Below are 17,078 nucleotides of genomic sequence, written 5' to 3'. Positions count from 1 at the left end.
AGGAAATCATCGTTCTTTTTTCATGTCTTAGGAATTAGTTTTTTCCCAGACACTTTTTTTCATTAATATTTTTCAGCTGTTTTTACATTAAAACCAGGAATATTGCCGAACCACTTTTTAAGCAAGCGATTGTAAGTGCCATTTTTTTCTAGCTTGGTCAGAGCTAAATTAATTTGTTTATCCATTTCGGTCTGACCTTTATTTACAGCAATTCCGTATGGTTGATTGGTAAAGTTTCCGCCGACTAATTTATAACCTGAACTGTCGCGTAAAATACCAACTAAGATACCATTATCAGTTACAAAAGCATTACCTTGTCCAGCTTTTAAGGCAGCAAACGCTTGACCATAATCATCAAATTGGAGGATTTCTGCTTTTGGAGCAAACTTTTTAACTGCATCGGCAGCAGTTGTTCCTTTTACTACTAAAACTTTCTTATTATTTAGATCCTTAACATTTTTAATCTTACTATCTTTGGCAACCATAATTGACTGACCAGCAGGAAAGTAAGGCTTGCTAAAGTCAACTTGTTTTTCACGTTCAGGTGTAATGGTCATCGCCGCAATTACCGCATCTACGTTTCTATTCTTTAATAATTGAATTTTAGTATTTGCCGTTGTAGTAACAAAATTTGCCTTAGCATTTTTACCTAGCATTTCTTTGGTCAATGCTTTAGCAAGATCAATTTCAAAACCATTGATTTTGCCAGTTTTGATGCTCATTGATCCAAACAACGGCGTATCTGCCTTAACACCCCAATTGATTGTTTTAGTAGATTTCACCGTTTGGTAGACATTTTGATTTTTATTTTGTCCACAAGCTGATAGTGTAAAAAGCGCTATTCCAATTAGTAAAGTTGAAAGAAAAAATCTCTTTTTCATGGTGTCACTTCCTAACTTCCTATAATAATTTTTTATTATACCAATTTATTCTGAAAAAATGAAAATTTATCTTCTTGATAATAGTCTCTGTATATACTAATATTATTGGTATGTGTAGAGACTAAATAAGAAGGTGAAACAAATGAAAATAAGTGAGTCGGAAAAATTGAATATGGCCATAGTTCATGGGAATAGGGCCTACCAGCAGTGGGATCAAGATCATGAACTCTCAGATTATTTATCAGTAATTTTATATGAATTGCTGTTACGTAAAAAATTAACGCAAAAACAATTAGTTGGTTTAACTGATTTACCCAAACAATCCATTAATAAGGGAATAAAAATATTGCATGATTCAGGCTATCTTATTATGAGCGTGGATCCTCAAGATAAGCGAGTACGTTTTTGCGAATTGACTGCTGACGGAAATAAGTATGCTAAGCAAAAGATGCAGTCATTATTTAAGTTAGAAGAACGGACTGCTCAAAAACTTGGCTCTGAAAAGATGCAGCTTTTAACTGATTTATTAACAGAATGGGGCAATACCTTTTGGGATTTTTTTAATGAAGAAAGGAGTAATAAATGAAAGCATTCAAAATCTTAATACCGCACTTTAAGCATTACAAGAAAGATATTTTTGCAGCCCTTGTTGCAATTATCGTTTCCGCCTTTGCAACATTATATCAACCGCGTTTGCTAGAAAATATTCAACGAGCAATTATGTTGGATCAAAAAGATATCGTTGTTTGCGACGGTATCATCTTAGTTGTATTAGGCATTGTAGCCATCATTTCGGGTGTCTTCAACGTTTACTATGCCGCTAGAATCGCACAAGGAGTGACTAGTGACTTACGTGAAGAAACCTATGCTAAGATCCAGAGCTTTTCTTTTGGTAATATTGAAAACTTTTCAGCGGGATCATTGACCACGCGTTTGATCAACGATATGAATCAGATCATGAACATGTTGATGCAACTCTTTATGCAATTGCTCAGAATGCCTATTTTAATTGTGGGATCTTTTATTTTCTGTATTGTAATTATCCCACGTTTTTGGTGGGCAACTGTAATAATGGTGGCCTTGATCATTGGTTTTGGTATTTATGTTTTAAAACAAATGAACAGTTTGTTTGATAAATTTCAAAAAACAATGGATAAGATTTCGGGTCGAGCACAGGAAACTCTGCAAGGTGTACGAGTGGTGAAATCTTTTAATCAAGGTCCTCAAGAAATAAAGAAATTTAATCAGACTTCAGATCGTTTGAACAACTATAATATTGTGATTGGTTATTGGTTCTCTACGATTATGCCGGCCTTTCAACTTATTGCGTATTTAGTAATTACGCTGGTAGTTTATCTAATTGGACAAGGTATTGCAGCTCATCCAACTGATGTAGCAGTCGTCAGTCCATTTGTTAACTACATATTAACACTTCTGTGGACTATCATGATTGCCGGAATGACTATGATGCAATTTGCCAGAGGTAACATTTCCTTAGGCCGTATTAAAGAAATTTTGGATACGGAACCGGATATTAAATTCAATGAAAATGCGTCTACTGATATATTAGGCAGTTCTGTTGAATTTGATCATGTCTCATTTACTTATCCTGATGGTGAAGATGAAACTCTAAAAGATATTTCATTTAAGATCAAGCCAGGACAAATGGTTGGTATTGTTGGTGCTACAGGTTCAGGTAAATCAACCTTGGCGCAGCTAATTGCGCGTCTTTATGATCCAACCAAAGGTGAGGTTAAAATTGGTGGCCATAACTTGAAAGATGTTAATGAAACGGCTCTGCGTAAAACTGTAGCGTTTGTTTTGCAACGTGCAATTTTGTTCTCTGGCACGATCGCTTCTAATTTGCGTCAAGGAAATTCTAGAGCTAGAATGCATGAACTACAAAGAGCGGCCAATATGTCTCAAGCGTCTGAGTTTATTGAGCGATATAATGATTCATTTGATCATGAGGTAGAAGAGCGGTCATCCAATTTCTCCGGTGGTCAAAAACAACGTCTTTCTATTGCACGAGGATTAGTTGCTAAAACACCAATTTTAATTTTAGATGATTCCACTTCTGCACTTGATGCAGAATCTGAAAAGAAGGTGCAACAGGCCTTAGAACATGAATTACCAGATACAACGACGTTTATTATTGCGCAAAAAATTGTGTCAGTTGTACATGCAGACACGATTTTAGTTTTAGATGATGGTAAGCTGGTTGCTCAAGGCACTCATGCAGAATTATTGAAGACATCACCTGTTTACCAAGAAATCTTCAAGACACAAAAGGGCAAGAGAGGAGGAAAATAATGAGTGATACAAGAAAAGCTATTCACTATTTTATTAAGTATCTAAAACCATATAAAAAAGGCATTGCTATTGTAATTCTTCTATCTTTGCTATCAAGTGGTGCACAAGTAATTGCTCCAACGTTTTTAGGCCGTGCTGTGACTGATTTGACTAACTATTTAGCCGATTTAAAGAAAGGCACAGCTAGTTTAAATACGTTTTATAGTGCATTATGGTCAATGCTCTTGTTCTACGTTCTAAGTCAAGTTGCAATTTTCATCGCATGGATGGTTATGTCCAAATTCAATGCAGATTCAACTAACGATATGCGTGAAAATTTATTTGCTAAGTTTCAACGTATGTTAGTGCGCTATTTTGACACGCATCAAGATGGTAAGCTACTTTCTTTATTTACTTCCGATTTGGATAATATCTTTAACGCAATGAACAACGCCATCTTTGAAATTATTTCCCAAGGAATAATGTTCATTGGGACGATTGTTATCATGTTTATGGTCAACCAACAACTTGCTTGGACTACAATTGCGACCACACCATTAATCCTGATTGTTAGTGTATTAATCATGAAAAAGGCTCGCATTTATCTTGATAAACAACAAGATGAAATCGGAGATTTGAATGGTTATATTACTGAGCAGATTAATGGTGAAAAAATCATTATTACCAATGATTTAAGAAAAGAATCTATAGGAAACTTTAAGACCTATAACAACCGAGTTCGAAATGCTATGTTTAAGGGACAATTTTACTCAGGCATTCTTTTTCCATTAATGAACGGACTAAATTTGCTTAACTTAGCCATTGTTATCGCGATGGGAGCTTGGATGATTATTTCCGGTCAAGTTAGTCAAGCAATCGGTTTGGGCTTAATTGTAACTTTTGTGGAATATTCGCAGACTTATTTCCAACCATTAACCCAAATTACTTCTATTTATTCTATGATTCAGTTGGCATTAACAGGTGCTAGAAGATTGGCAACGGTTGAAGAACAAAAAGACGAAGATGCAGTGCCAAATGGTAAAAAGATTAACGGTTTGCAAAAAGCTGTTAAATTAGAGAATGTCCATTTTGGCTATGATGAAAATAAAGAAATCTTGCATGGAGTTAACATTTCAGTAAATAAGGGTCAATCTGTTGCCGTAGTTGGACCAACCGGATCAGGAAAGACTACGATCATGAATCTGCTTAATCGTTTTTATGATGTTAACTCAGGTAAGGTAACCTTTGACGGGGTCGATGTGCGTGATATTCAGCTTGAATCGTTACGGAATAATATCGGCATTGTATTACAGGATTCTGTTTTGTTTACTGGTACAATTGCAGATAATATTCGTTACGGTAAACCAAACGCGTTGATGGATGAAGTAATTAGTGCCGCAAAACAGGCAGATATTCATGACTTCATTGAAAGTTTACCGGATGGTTATGAAACCAAGGTGAATGATAGTAGTTCTGTCTTTTCAACAGGACAAAAGCAATTAATTTCAATTGCACGGACTATTTTGATTAATCCCGATTTCCTGATTTTGGATGAGGCTACTTCGAATGTGGATACGGTAACCGAAGAAAAGATTCAACAGGCGATGGATGCGGTAATTGCCGGTCGGACTAGCTTTGTAATTGCACATAGACTAAAGACAATCTTAAATTCTGATAAGATTGTTGTACTCAAAGATGGTAATGTAATTGAGTCAGGAAGTCATGAAGATTTATTAAAAGAAAAAGGTTTTTATTACAAACTTTATACTGACCAAATGGCATTTGATTAATGTGGTATACTGACAATAGTTGAATAACAAAGTCACTAGGGGTGCTGAAAAGCTGAGACATACTCTTTGAACCTGAACAAGGTAATACTTGCGTTAAGGAAAGTGCGATGAAATCGATTATTTTTGTGCTCCTACTGACTGTAATAGTTAGTTAGGAGCATTTTTATGTTTACACGATCAGCAAAGTGGAATGTTAAATCAATTATTTTAGTTGCCTTAATTGGGATCATTATGGGAGTTATCTACACTTATGGTTTTAATAATGTGTATAACTTGGTTAAACTTAGCTTTTTACCGACTGGATATGCACCGGTTGTGGACAATATCTTTACTGGACTCTGGTATATGGCTGCACCACTTGCAATGTATTTTGTCCCTACGGCAGGCTCAGGTACGATTGGTGAATTATTAGCGGCAACAGTTGAGATGGCAATTGGTGGCCAATGGGGTGCTCTGACTATTTTTGAAGGGTTAATTCAGGGTGCTACAAATGAAATTGGCTTTTTCCCTAAAAAAGAACGTTATGAAAGATTTTCTTGGAAGAGCGTTTTAACAGGAGCCTTCTTTGCTAACTTAGGTGGTTTTATTCCATCATATTTCTTATTTGGATGGGGTCATTATAGTGTCAACTTGCAGATCGCAATGTTCATTACTAGCATGATTTCAGCTCTTCTTTTTGATGGAGTACTAGTAAAATTAATTACTAATTTGTTTGATAAAACATTAAAGCCGAGAATCAAATAAGCCTTATCTAAAACGTATATACTGAATTAATAATGGGTGAGTGCTAAAATGAATATGGATATGTGTATACGTTTTCATGGAAAGAAGGGATTTTTTTGACTCGACGAACAAGTGAAGAAAAGAAAGAAGAAGCGGAAGCGATAAAAAATTGGAATCCGCGATATCGTAAAAATGTCATTATTTATGGATTTATGGTATTTTAGGCGCAGTTACTGGTATTACTAATGATGCCGCACTTTCTTACTATAAGATTGTTACGCCACACTTAATTTCAGGACTTAATATTTTTAATGCCGCAACGGCGATCCTGATGTCTTTAATGATTGCTACTGTTCACAAATATGGTTATAGAAATATCTTATTGGTATTGCCACCAATGACTGCTATTTTTATGGCCTTAACTTGTGTGACTACCAATCAAATTATCATTATGATTGCATATACGATTTCATGGACCGCAATTGGGTTTTATGACTTAATGTATCCGTTGATGTGGACTTCATATGTACCAGAGAAGATTAGAACTAAAATGTTCTCTGTCGTTATGATTGTAAACTTGATTACTCAAACGATCTGTACTTTCTTTGGTGGAAAAGCAGTTGTTTGGTTCTTTAGTTTACTTCAAGGTACTTCATATCGGGATGCATCTATTGCATCAGGACGGCCAGAATTAATGCACGGCCAAGTATTAGCAAACTATACTAATGCTTATCGGATTTTGCTCGTTATTACCGCCGCTGTAACGATGTTAGCCTTCATTTTAGCTTTATTCATTCATAATGTACCACGAGACTATCGTTCAGAAGCAAGTGAAGAAAGCACCACACCCGCTCAAAAAGCTGCAATGTACAAAAAGTTGCTTAATAAACGAACCATTATGTGGATTGTTTATATTGCGGGTGTACAACTTGGTGCGAGATTGATCGCTGTCTATGTGCCAATCTATTTAAATAATTATTTACATATTCCACGTGACGTATCTTCTTCGGCAATTGGAGTTTATGATTTAATGTACCCACTGATGTGGACATCTTATGTTCCTAGCAAAATAAGAACGAAAATGTTTACTGTAGCTATGGTGGTTAACTTAATCGCTGAAAGTATCATGATGTTTATTGGTGGTAAAGCCGTTGTATTTATTTTTAGTAAATTACAAAGTATCAGTTATCAGACAGCTTCAAATTTGTCAGCCGATTCAAATGCAATGAAAGGGGCAATGCTTTCAAATTATATTAGCGCGTATAAATGGGTAATTATTATTACAGCTGTGATTACCTTTATTGCCTTTGTTCTCGCTTTATTTATTAAAGATAAGCCAATTGATTATCGTTCAACTGAAAGTAAAGATAAAAAAGAAACATTGCAGCAGAAAATGACAACTTACAAACGACTCGTTAACTATAAAACGGTTGTCTGGGTACTTTATTTATGTGCTGTCCAATTAGGTGCTGGATTGTTTATCCAATACGTGCCAATTTATTTGAACAGTATTTTACATATTCCACGGGGAATAACTTCAACTATTAATACGTTACAAACCGTTGCCATCTTTGTAGGTTACTTCTTTGCACCTTATTTTGCTAAGAAGTTAGGTTCAATTATGACGATTGCGATCAGTACAATCATTTGTGCACCATTAATGTTAGTAATGGCCAATGCCAAGATGCTCGGAACGGGTGCCGCTTTATTTGCAGTTGTAGGCACAATTTTATTCTTCCGTTCAGGCCTTGCAAATGCCTCTATGCCTGTACAACAAGAAGTACAAATGATTTTAGTAGATAAGGATATGCGTCCTGCCTTTAGTGCGGTAATTGAAATTGCATTGTCAGTTGTTGGCGTCATCGATGGATTATTTACTGAATTCTATCTTTTGAAGACGCAACAAGGTTATGCCAATGCTTATATTATTGCGGCTGCATTATATATTGTGTCAGGAATTGTATTGATTCTCGTATTTGCTAAAAAGTATAATCGGATTTTGCGTGATAGTCATGCATCTGAAGAATCCAAATAATAAAAAAATAAAAAATGGAGCTTAGCCCCATTTTTTTATTGGTTTAAAACTGATTGTAATTTAGTAGTAAGCATGTCGATTGCCACATCATTTTCTCCGCCTTCTGGCACAATGATGTCAGCGTAACGCTTAGTTGGTTCGATAAATTGATTGTACATTGGTTTTACCGTACCAAGGTATTGGTTAATGACAGAATCAAGAGAACGACCACGTTCCTTCATATCGCGTTCAAGTCGGCGAATGAAGCGAATGTCATCGTCAGTATCAACGTAGACTTTAATATCCATTAAGTTGCGGATATCTTCGTTGAAAAGAACCAAAATTCCTTCCAAAATAATGATGTCGGCAGGTTCAACGTGAATGGTTTCATCACTTCTTGTGTGAGCAGTGAAATCATAAGTTGGCATTTCAATTGGCTTTCTGTGCATCAATTGATTAAGTTGTGCTTCAAGCAGTGGCATATCAAAAGCGTCAGGGTGATCGTAGTTGATCTTCATCCGTTCTTCCATTGGTACGCCGGTATTGTCCTTATAATAAGAATCTTGCGTCATGATCATAATACGATCGTGTTCGTTAATATTATTAGCAATCTCGTGGGCAATGGTAGTTTTGCCACTTCCCGATCCCCCAGCAATTCCGATAATAACAGGTTTTTCAAGTTTTCCCATCATAAACTCCTTTATTTTTCTACATATCAATAAACATTTTAAGCTATTTTCCGAATATTAACAGACCTAATTTGCTCTAAAATCAAACTTCTTTTCAAAAGTAAGGAAATTGCCTTGCATTTTTATAAAAAATACTGTTAAATATATATCAATAAATTAAAAGGCTATGAAAAAGACGAGTAGATAATCTATTCTTTGCAGTGAACTGATGGTAGTGAGAAGTCAGTAGACCCTGGATTATTGAAAAACACTTTTAGCAGCTCACCGAAATAATAATTATTAAAGTAGGTCGAGACGTTTCCGGTACGTTACCTTGCCGGTGGAGCATGATTGTGCTTCATGAGATGGTCTATTTAATAGACAATTTGGGTGGTACCGCGGAAAAAGCCTTTCGTCCCTGTAACAGGAAGACGAAGGGCTTTTTCTTTGTCTTCTAAATGAAGTTTATAATCTATACAAAATTCGTAAAATTACCAAGTTATATTTGATTTTTTGAATAAAATCGAATAGCTTTTTTGAAAATCCGAATGAATATTATTAGCGATATTATAAACGTATCATTTTGACTGGTATAGTTGTTTAGTTTTAACCATAAAAAAGGTAAAATAGTATTATTACATAACATAAAACGAAAGAAAGGGTAGAAACCATGGCAGCAATTATTGAATTTAAACATGTTGATAAATATTACGGAAAGCTTCATGCATTGAAAGATATTAACTTAAAAATTGATGAAGGCCAAGTGGTTTCAATTATTGGTCCCTCAGGTTCTGGTAAGAGTACTTTAATCAGAACAATGAATGGACTTGAACCAATTAACAGTGGTCAATTGATTGTAACAGGTTATGACTTAGCTGATAAAAAGACTGATATCAACAAGATTCGCAAGAATGTAGGAATGGTATTCCAGCACTTCAATTTGTACAATAATCACACTGTGCTTGAAAATGTAATGTTGGCACCTAAGATCGTGCTTAAAAGACCTGATGATGAAAATCGTAAGGTAGCAATGGAATATCTTGAGAAAGTTGGTATGGCAGATAAGATTAATTCATACCCTCGTCATTTATCAGGTGGTCAAAAGCAGCGTGTAGCCATTGCCAGATCACTTGCAATGCACCCTAAGGCAATTTTATTTGATGAACCAACTAGTGCCTTGGACCCAGAAATGATTGAAGATGTGCTTGACGTTATGAAGTACGTTGCTGAACAAGGTATTACAATGGTCGTGGTTACTCACGAAATGGGCTTTGCTAAACAAGTAAGTAATCGTTTGATCTTCTTTGATAAGGGACAAATTTTGGAAGATCGCAAACCAGAAGAATTCTTTGCACATCCTGATACTGAACGTGCTCGTCAATTCTTAAGCAAGGTTATTTCTAAAGACTAAGGTAATTATTATGAAAAAAGCAAAAAGATTCCTTTTAATTCCGCTATTATTTTTTCTGTGTTTTGCATTAACTGCTTGCGGTAAAAGAAATAATCAAAACGTTTATCAAAAAGTAAGGGAAAATAAGCAAATAATTTGGGGCGTTAGAGCTGATACCAGATTATTTGGTTTAACTAATGTTAAAACTGGCAAGATTGAAGGCTTTGAAATTGATTTGGCACATGCCTTAACTAAGCAAATGCTAGGTAAAGATGCTACTGCCAGTTTTGTAACAACGACAGCCAATACTAGAATTCCTTTGCTTAAGAATGGAAATATCGATGCGGTTTTGGCTACAATGACCATTACGCCGGAACGTGCGAAACAAGTCGATTTTTCTAAGCCATATTTCCCAGCTGGTTCATCTTTGCTTGTTCCAGATAATAGCAAAATTAAAAGCGTTAAGGATTTAAATGGTAAAACAGTTTTGGCTGTAAAGGGAACGACGGCCGTAGATGACGTGCATAAGTTTGCGCCGAAGGCACGAGTTCTTCAATATGATGATTATGGTCAAGCAATGTCAGCTTTAAAGGCAAATCAAGGTGTAGCTTTAACTACAGATAATGGTCTGCTTGCCGGTATTGCACAAGAAAATCCAGGTTATAAATTAGTAGGTGGCGTTTATAACAATGCACCTTATGGTATAGCTGTGAATAAGGGACAAAAGGATATGGTTGATCATATTAATAAGGCCTTAGATCAGCTTGAAAAAAATGGTACTTATGACCGTTTAATTAAGAAATGGTTTGCAGGAATTCCTGGTTTTAGTCTTAAGGGGGTACTGAAATAATGTGGCAAATTATTACTAATAACTGGGGAAGTTTTTTAACAGGTTTTTGGAATACTATTTTATGTAGTATTATTGCCTTGATTTTTAGTTTGATTTTGGGTGTGTTCTTTGCTTTGCTTGAAGTTGCACCACCTAAATTTGGACGTGTAATTGCGAAGATCTATATTGCAATTTTCAGAAATATTCCATTGTTGGTTATCGTTATGATCTTCTATTTGATCGTGCCACGCTATATTGTTAAGCTGTCAGGTTTTCAAGCAGGTACGATTGGATTGACGCTTTATACTTCCGCATTTATTGCTGAAACAGTGCGTGCAGGTATTAATTCAATTGGTGATGGACAAATGGAAGGCGCTCGTTCAAACGGGATGACTTATACGCAAGCGATGCGTTATGTCATTTTGCCACAAGCAATGAAGATCGTGATTCCACCACTCGGCAACCAATTCGTAAACTTGGTTAAGAACTCTTCAGTTTTGGCCTTCGTAGCTGGTTTTGACTTGATGTATCAAGCACAATTAATCGCATTTTCAACATTTAGAACGATTGATACTTACGTCATTGTAGGACTATTTTACTTGATTTTGACATTGCCACTTAGCTACTACATGCGTCACTTAGAGAAAAAGTTAGCACAATAGGAAGGGGATAGAAAATGGAAACTTTTATTCATGCGTATTCATGGGTTGATCTCCGCTTCTTGTTGCAGGGACTTTGGGTAACGATCTATGTTTCGTTGATTTCAATTGCACTTAGTTTTGTAGTTGGTCTGATTTTGGGTCTGATTCGTTATATGAAAATCAAATATGTTTCAGCAATCGTGGGCTTTATTATCGATATTATCCGTAACTTGCCACTTTTGCTTATTATCTTCTTTAGTTACTTCGGACTTCCTCAACTGGGAATTGTAACGAATCCAACAACGGCTTCAATTGCGGCATTGGTAATCTTTGAAGGAGCAATGCTTGCAGAAATCGTTCGTTCAGGGATCGGTTCAGTTGATCCAGGACAAATGGAAGGTGCCCGCTCTAATGGTATGAGTTATGGTCAAGCGATGTACCATGTTGTGATGCCACAAGCTTTGCACAACATGATTCCAGCTCTTCTTTCACAGTTCGTATCATTGGTTAAAGATACGTCACTTGCGACAATTATCGTGTTGCCAGAACTTTTATATCATGCACAAATTATCTACAGTCAAAATACGACTTATTTAATTCCAATGTACGTCATTATTGCGATCATGTACTTTGTTGTATGTTTCTGCTTGTCAACAGTGGCCAATTACTTACAAAAGAAATATAACTAGAGCTTTATGTCTAGACCAAAAAACTAACTATGCTACTATGAGAGTAGAAGTTAGTTTTTTTGTTTGGATAAAAATTATGAATGTAAATGAACAATTAACAGATCTAGAGCGAATTGAATTAACTAAAAAATCTTATGATGAATTAAAATTGGGCGAAGAAATCGTAATTGGTAACCATCACATTGGAATTGTCTGTCGCAACGTTCATGCAGAAGATGGCATGCGTGCGTTTATCATTAGTAATCCGCATGAAGTGACAATCTTATTTAAAGGATCATACGGCATAAAGAGAGGAAATCCGCAGACTTGGAGAGATGAGTGGTTTAAAACCAATCTACCGATTTTGCGTGCGATGTTATCGCATGAAAGACGAGTTCCTAGCCAATTAAAATCTGCTAGTAAATTATTAAATGAAACGATTAGTCAGTTTAAGGGAAAACAAATTTACATATATGGTCATTCTTTAGGTGCGATTAATGCTCAATTTGCATTGGCTAATTGTCATCATCCAGAGGCAATTGGAGCTGCATACTTGTATGAAGGAACCAATATTTGGTTATTGTTTACGCCAAAAGAACGTAGGCGAGTTGCCTTAATGCGAGAGAAGATTTTTAATTATGTCGATATATATGATCCAGTTACGTTGGGAATCACTGAAACACACCATATGGTCGGTAAATTGTGTTACGTGGATAGTGAACCAATGAAGCCAATTAAACAGCATATGTGGGGTGGATATTTGTTTAATCCTGATGGCAGTGTGAAGTTGCGGGAGATTGATCAGGCATTCTTGGCAGAAGCTAGAAGTGAACATAAGTTGCTTACTAGGTCTGGGGATTTGACCGAGTTCATTGAAAAGATTAGTTCGGCTGATGAGATTAAGAAGATGGCGACTGAAAAAATTGATCGGATGGTAGAGCATTATCCGGATCATAGTAGTTTGGCTAAGTTGGCCACGTTGTTTAAGTCGGAACTTCTTAAAGATAGGGATTGAAGATCATATTAGCTAATTTAGCAATTAAAAAAGAGGTTCCAAAATGGAGCCTCTTTTAAATTGATCAATTTATTTCTTTATTATTGCTTCCAAGCAGCATCAAGCTTATCTTTACCAGTCTTAATATCATTAGTCCATGATTGCTTCTTAGATGCCTTTGCCAAGATGTTTTGCATATTAACGTTAACTTGGTCGTATGCAGTTATTGAATTCTTAGTTACAGGTAAGAAGTAAAGGTTCTTGGAAGTCTTAGCTAAAATTGCTGGAATCTTGCTGTTCTTAGCTTGTTGGTAAGCTGAGTCGTTCAAAGCAGCAGTGTTAACTGGCATGTAACCAGTTTGCTTTGCCCAGTAAAGTTGTGATGACTTAGAAGTTAAAAATTTAAGGTACTTGAATGCGGCAGCCTTTTGCATTGCGCTAGCCTTCTTGAACATGTAGATGTCAGTACCTTGTTGTACGTTCATTTGACTTGGACGAGCAGCTACGCCGTAAACGTACCCCTTCTTAAGACCTTGCTTAAGGTAGGCTTCGTTAGCAGTTGAACCGATGAACATGGCAACTTGACCATTGTTAAATGGAGTTGACATGTACTTTTGTGTACCAGCTTGCATGAAGTAGCCAGCCTTAACGCCGTTAGCGTAGTAGTTGATGGCTTTTATAGAATCTTTAGCAGCAAAGTTCAAGTTCTTGTTAAAGTCTTTGCCGTAAGTTTCCTTCATTTGCATCATGTAGTAGTTGTTAAGTGCATCGAAGCCCATGCCACGTACCTTATGGTGACTTTCACGGTAGATCTTAGCTGATGCAGAAGCAAGTTCACTCATGTTAGTTGGAACCTTAACGCCATACTTATCAAGCAAAGTCTTGTTGTAGAAAAGCACTTCTACAGACTTGTTAAATGGCACACCGTATTGTACGCCGTTGATGTTGGCGCCGTCCCAGAGTGCCTTCTTAATACCACTGTCTTTGTATGAACCCCAACCAATTTCTTTATTATTAACGTATGGAGTTAAGTTAACCAACATCTTATTCTTAGCGGCATTGTAAAGCCAGCCTGGATAAGCTTGAGTAATGGTTGGCAAATCTTTTGGTGATTGAAGTCCTGAAACAAGCTTGGCTTGCAAGTCAGAATAGTTACCACCTTGGCTTTGCAACTTAATATGAATGTTGGGATTTTTCTTTTCAAAGTCATTAGTTAACTTCTTTAAAGCACTTTGAGAAGTACCAGTTAATGAGTACCAAAAGTTAATCGTTGTCTTCTTGCTAATCTTAGTAGGAATCTTAGAAGAACTCTTAGAACTACTATTGTTGTTTGAACAAGCACTAAGACTGGCAACTGCTAAAACGGAAGCTCCAATTAGTGCCATTTTTTTGTAAAATTTCATTTTTTCTGCCTTTCGCTTTTTTACATTTCAAAGGTAGTTTACCATAGATAAGCGTACTATTCACAGATAAAATATAATATTGTTCATAATTGACACCGAAATATAATGATTCTAATATTGAAAGTAAGTAAATATTTTTAGCAGGTGGAAAATATGGACAAAAATCCTTTAGTATATGAATATTCAATCGGTAAACGTAAGCCTTATGATTATGATTATGGTAATCGTCAGGGTAACCAAAATGCAGGTTGCCCCTTCTGTGACGTTGCACATTTAACCAATATCTATGAAAAAGATGGGGATAAAATTTGGTTAAAGAATAAATATCCAACTTTACAGGATACTGACCAAACAATTCTGATTGAATCAAGCGATCACCAAGGTGATATTTCAACTTATACACGCGAAGACAATCAAGAATTAATGAAGTTTGGACTGAAATGTTTTCAAAAGATGAATAACTCAGGCCGCTATGAAAGTGTTCTTTGGTATAAAAACTTTGGTCCTAAATCTGATGGTTCTTTAACGCATCCCCACATGCAGATTGTTGGGCTTTACCATAAAGATGGCTATCACGATATTGGACCTGACAATTTCAAAGGCTTTGAGGTTGGTCGATCTGGTTCAGTAGAAATGAATCTTTCAGCTTATCCGATTCAAGGCTATCAAGAAGTAAATATCTTAACTCAAGATAATACCAATTTAGAAACGTGGGCAGATTTAATTCAAAAAGGTGCGCAATATATGCGTTCTGTTTTGTCACACGGTGTAGATTCATACAACTTATTCTTTTATCCGATTAATGATGGCAAAGGAACTTGCTGCAAGATTATTCCACGTTTTTATGCCTCACCATATTTTGTTGGCTATAAGATCTCGCAAGTCGATGATTCCGATACTTTAAAATGGGAAGCAGAGCGACTTAAGGGCTTCGTCAATGGCGGTATTTTACATTAAAATGTCAAAAAACGCATTCGCGAGATTGAATGCGTTTTTTTGATATAATTGAAATGATTAAATACATTTCTAAGAAGGGATGCTCATGAAGAAGATTGTAGTTATAGGTTCAAGCAATGTTGATACTACATTGCACGTAAAGGACTTTCCAAAACCAGGTGAAACAATTAATGCCACAGAAATAACCTCTGCTGGTGGTGGTAAAGGTGCAAACCAAGCTATCGCTGCAGCTAAAAGTGGCGCAGAGACTTATTTTATTAATCGTGTCGGTGAAGACAGCGAAGGCGGTTATATCACCCATCAATTGAAGAGCTATGGCGTTGACACTACCTATGTTCAAACCACGATAGGAAGCAAGACCGGTCATGCTTATATCACGCTTAATGAAGCAGGACAAAATGATATCATTATTGATCATGGCGCTAACTATGAATTAACTGTAGAGGATATTCAGGCTGCTAGTGATTTGTTTAAAGATGTAGATTGTGTGATTGCTCAATTCGAGACCCCACTTGAAGCAACAATTGAGGCTTTCAAGTTGGCTAAAAAGGCAGGAAAAATCACAATTTTAAATCCTGCACCTGCTATTGATAAAATTCCGGAAGAATTGTTGCAATACACAGATATTATTACGCCAAATGAAACTGAAAGTGCCAAGATTACGGGCATCCAAATAAAGGATAATTCAACTTTGGCAACGAATGCTGAAAAGTTGCATCTTCTTGGCGTAAAAAATGTAGTAATTACGTATGGTGATAAAGGTGCCTATATCTCATCTGCAGATATTGAAACTTTGGTACCAGCTTACAAGGTTAAGGCAACTGATACCACTGGTGCAGGCGATACCTTTATTGGTTACTTGGCAAGCAATTTAAAAGCAGACTTGTCCAACTTTGAAGAAGCCGCTAAAATTGCTAGTCGTGCTTCATCAATTGCCGTTCAACGTTTAGGTGCCCAACCTTCAATTCCTACTGCCAAAGAAGTAGAAAATGCAATGGAGGACGATGAATAATGGATAAAACAGAACAAGATCGCTTGAAAAAAGAAGCTGCTGAGAAGGCAGCAAGCATGGTAAAATCTGGCATGATTTTAGGCGTAGGTACTGGTTCAACCGTTGCTTTCTTTATTGATGCTTTAGGCAAGCGCAAGGATAATGATGGCTTAAAGTTAAAAGCAATCGTTACTACCAGTAATAGAAGTAAAAAGCAACTTGAAGACTTAGGCTTTAAAGTTAGTGAATTAGCTGATGTTGATCAAGTTGATTTAACTGTTGATGGTTCTGATCGTGTTGCCGACAACTTAGACGGAATTAAGGGCGGCGGTGGTGCCTTAACCCTTGAAAAGAATGTTGCCATTAATTCTAAAAAGATTATCTGGATTGTGGATGAATCAAAACTTGTCCACAGATTAAGTGGATTTCCTTTGCCAGTTGAAGTATTGCCTATTTCTTGTGAACAAAACTTTAAGCGTTTTAAGCAAGAAGGCTTGAAGCCACAATGGCGAATGGATGGCGATAAGCGTTACATCACGCACTATGGCAACTACATTATTGATTTGGCTGCCGATCCAGTTCCAGCACCACATGGTTTAGCCGATTATCTTGACCATACTGTAGGTGTAGTTGAACATGGCTTATTCCTTGATATGTGTGATGAGGTAATCATTGCTCATAGCGACGGCACAATTGAAGATAAGATTAAATAATAATTTTTAGCAAAAATGGTTAACTTTAACCATTTTTTATTTTGTTTTTTTAATATCTTTTGTTAAAAATGAGACTGTAAAATAGTTTGTGTAAGGATGAATGATTCCTTAAATTTATTTCTTT

At 36.2% G+C, this 17,078-nt stretch carries 16 protein-coding genes, 1 riboswitch and 1 other annotated feature; of the genes, 13 read left to right on the top strand and 3 right to left on the bottom strand.

Going from position 1 to position 17,078, the window contains the following annotated elements:
• Window positions 1-62 precede the first annotated feature (62 nt).
• Window positions 63-881 carry a transporter substrate-binding domain-containing protein gene (locus CP368_RS06840; RefSeq protein ID WP_098036919.1) on the bottom strand — a complete coding sequence of 273 codons (819 nt, stop codon included), beginning with the start codon at window positions 879-881 and terminating at the stop codon, window positions 63-65.
• A gap of 142 nt (window positions 882-1,023) precedes the next feature.
• Here CP368_RS06840 and CP368_RS06835 point away from each other — a divergent pair, with 142 nt between their 5' ends.
• From CP368_RS06835 to CP368_RS06815, 5 genes are all read left to right on the top strand, one after another.
• Window positions 1,024-1,467, top strand: a complete 444-nt coding sequence (locus CP368_RS06835) for a MarR family winged helix-turn-helix transcriptional regulator (RefSeq protein ID WP_087175909.1) — start codon at window positions 1,024-1,026, stop codon at window positions 1,465-1,467.
• Window positions 1,464-3,194: an ABC transporter ATP-binding protein gene (locus CP368_RS06830; protein ID WP_098036918.1), complete on the top strand. Its 1,731-nt coding sequence runs from the start codon at window positions 1,464-1,466 to the stop codon at window positions 3,192-3,194. The genes CP368_RS06835 and CP368_RS06830 overlap by 4 nt, the downstream gene beginning before the upstream one ends.
• A complete protein-coding gene (locus CP368_RS06825) occupies window positions 3,194-4,963 on the top strand; it encodes an ABC transporter ATP-binding protein (protein ID WP_098044230.1) in 1,770 nt (589 codons plus the stop codon). The genes CP368_RS06830 and CP368_RS06825 overlap by 1 nt, the downstream gene beginning before the upstream one ends.
• A 27-nt stretch (window positions 4,964-4,990) precedes the next feature.
• Window positions 4,991-5,081: riboswitch (TPP riboswitch) on the top strand.
• A gap of 47 nt (window positions 5,082-5,128) precedes the next feature.
• The gene (locus tag CP368_RS06820; RefSeq protein WP_098044231.1) at window positions 5,129-5,707 is read left to right on the top strand and encodes an ECF transporter S component; all 579 of its coding nucleotides are present in this window, start codon (window positions 5,129-5,131) and stop codon (window positions 5,705-5,707) included.
• A gap of 310 nt (window positions 5,708-6,017) precedes the next feature.
• The gene (locus CP368_RS06815) at window positions 6,018-7,721 is read left to right on the top strand and encodes an MFS transporter (protein WP_198995862.1); all 1,704 of its coding nucleotides are present in this window, start codon (window positions 6,018-6,020) and stop codon (window positions 7,719-7,721) included.
• 35 nt (window positions 7,722-7,756) lie between these two features.
• Here CP368_RS06815 and udk read toward each other — a convergent pair whose 3' ends face one another.
• Window positions 7,757-8,389, bottom strand: coding sequence for a uridine kinase (gene udk / locus CP368_RS06810; protein WP_087175914.1), 633 nt, complete (start codon window positions 8,387-8,389; stop codon window positions 7,757-7,759).
• A 157-nt stretch (window positions 8,390-8,546) separates the two neighbouring features.
• Window positions 8,547-8,791, top strand: a binding site (T-box leader).
• A gap of 247 nt (window positions 8,792-9,038) precedes the next feature.
• Here udk and CP368_RS06805 point away from each other — a divergent pair.
• The 5 genes from CP368_RS06805 to CP368_RS06785 all read left to right on the top strand — a co-directional run bounded on the left by CP368_RS06805 (window position 9,039) and on the right by CP368_RS06785 (window position 12,911).
• Entirely contained in the window at window positions 9,039-9,779 is a 741-nt protein-coding gene (locus CP368_RS06805) for an amino acid ABC transporter ATP-binding protein (protein ID WP_087175915.1), read from the top strand.
• A 10-nt stretch (window positions 9,780-9,789) separates the two neighbouring features.
• Window positions 9,790-10,608, top strand: a complete 819-nt coding sequence (locus CP368_RS06800; RefSeq protein WP_087175916.1) for a transporter substrate-binding domain-containing protein — start codon at window positions 9,790-9,792, stop codon at window positions 10,606-10,608.
• Entirely contained in the window at window positions 10,608-11,249 is a 642-nt protein-coding gene (locus tag CP368_RS06795) for an amino acid ABC transporter permease (protein ID WP_087175917.1), read from the top strand. The genes CP368_RS06800 and CP368_RS06795 overlap by 1 nt, the downstream gene beginning before the upstream one ends.
• 14 nt (window positions 11,250-11,263) lie before the next feature.
• Window positions 11,264-11,917: an amino acid ABC transporter permease gene (locus CP368_RS06790; RefSeq protein WP_087175918.1), complete on the top strand. Its 654-nt coding sequence runs from the start codon at window positions 11,264-11,266 to the stop codon at window positions 11,915-11,917.
• A 76-nt stretch (window positions 11,918-11,993) separates the two neighbouring features.
• On the top strand, window positions 11,994-12,911 hold the full coding sequence (locus CP368_RS06785) for a DUF2974 domain-containing protein (RefSeq protein WP_098036920.1): 918 nt from the start codon (window positions 11,994-11,996) through the stop codon (window positions 12,909-12,911).
• Window positions 12,912-12,991: 80 nt separating this feature from the next.
• On the opposite strand, the gene CP368_RS06780 is transcribed toward CP368_RS06785, so the two are convergent.
• Window positions 12,992-14,293 (bottom strand): extracellular solute-binding protein, encoded by a 1,302-nt coding sequence (locus CP368_RS06780; RefSeq protein WP_098044233.1) that lies wholly within the window; start codon window positions 14,291-14,293, stop codon window positions 12,992-12,994.
• A gap of 153 nt (window positions 14,294-14,446) precedes the next feature.
• Here CP368_RS06780 and CP368_RS06775 point away from each other — a divergent pair, with 153 nt between their 5' ends.
• The 3 genes from CP368_RS06775 (at window position 14,447) to rpiA (ending at window position 16,954) form a co-directional block, all read left to right on the top strand.
• Window positions 14,447-15,250 (top strand): DUF4931 domain-containing protein, encoded by an 804-nt coding sequence (locus tag CP368_RS06775; protein ID WP_025005439.1) that lies wholly within the window; start codon window positions 14,447-14,449, stop codon window positions 15,248-15,250.
• Between the two features lie 85 nt (window positions 15,251-15,335).
• Window positions 15,336-16,262: a ribokinase gene (gene rbsK / locus CP368_RS06770; RefSeq protein WP_098036911.1), complete on the top strand. Its 927-nt coding sequence runs from the start codon at window positions 15,336-15,338 to the stop codon at window positions 16,260-16,262.
• Complete coding sequence (rpiA, locus tag CP368_RS06765; protein WP_087175922.1) at window positions 16,262-16,954, top strand: ribose-5-phosphate isomerase RpiA; 693 nt, start codon at window positions 16,262-16,264, stop codon at window positions 16,952-16,954. Before rbsK ends, rpiA begins: the two co-directional genes overlap by 1 nt.
• Window positions 16,955-17,078: the final 124 nt, after the last annotated feature.

The organism is Lactobacillus sp. UMNPBX17, assembly GCF_002553735.1.
Lineage (GTDB): Bacteria > Bacillota > Bacilli > Lactobacillales > Lactobacillaceae > Lactobacillus > Lactobacillus gallinarum.
This window is presented reverse-complemented; position numbering and strand designations above follow the sequence as displayed.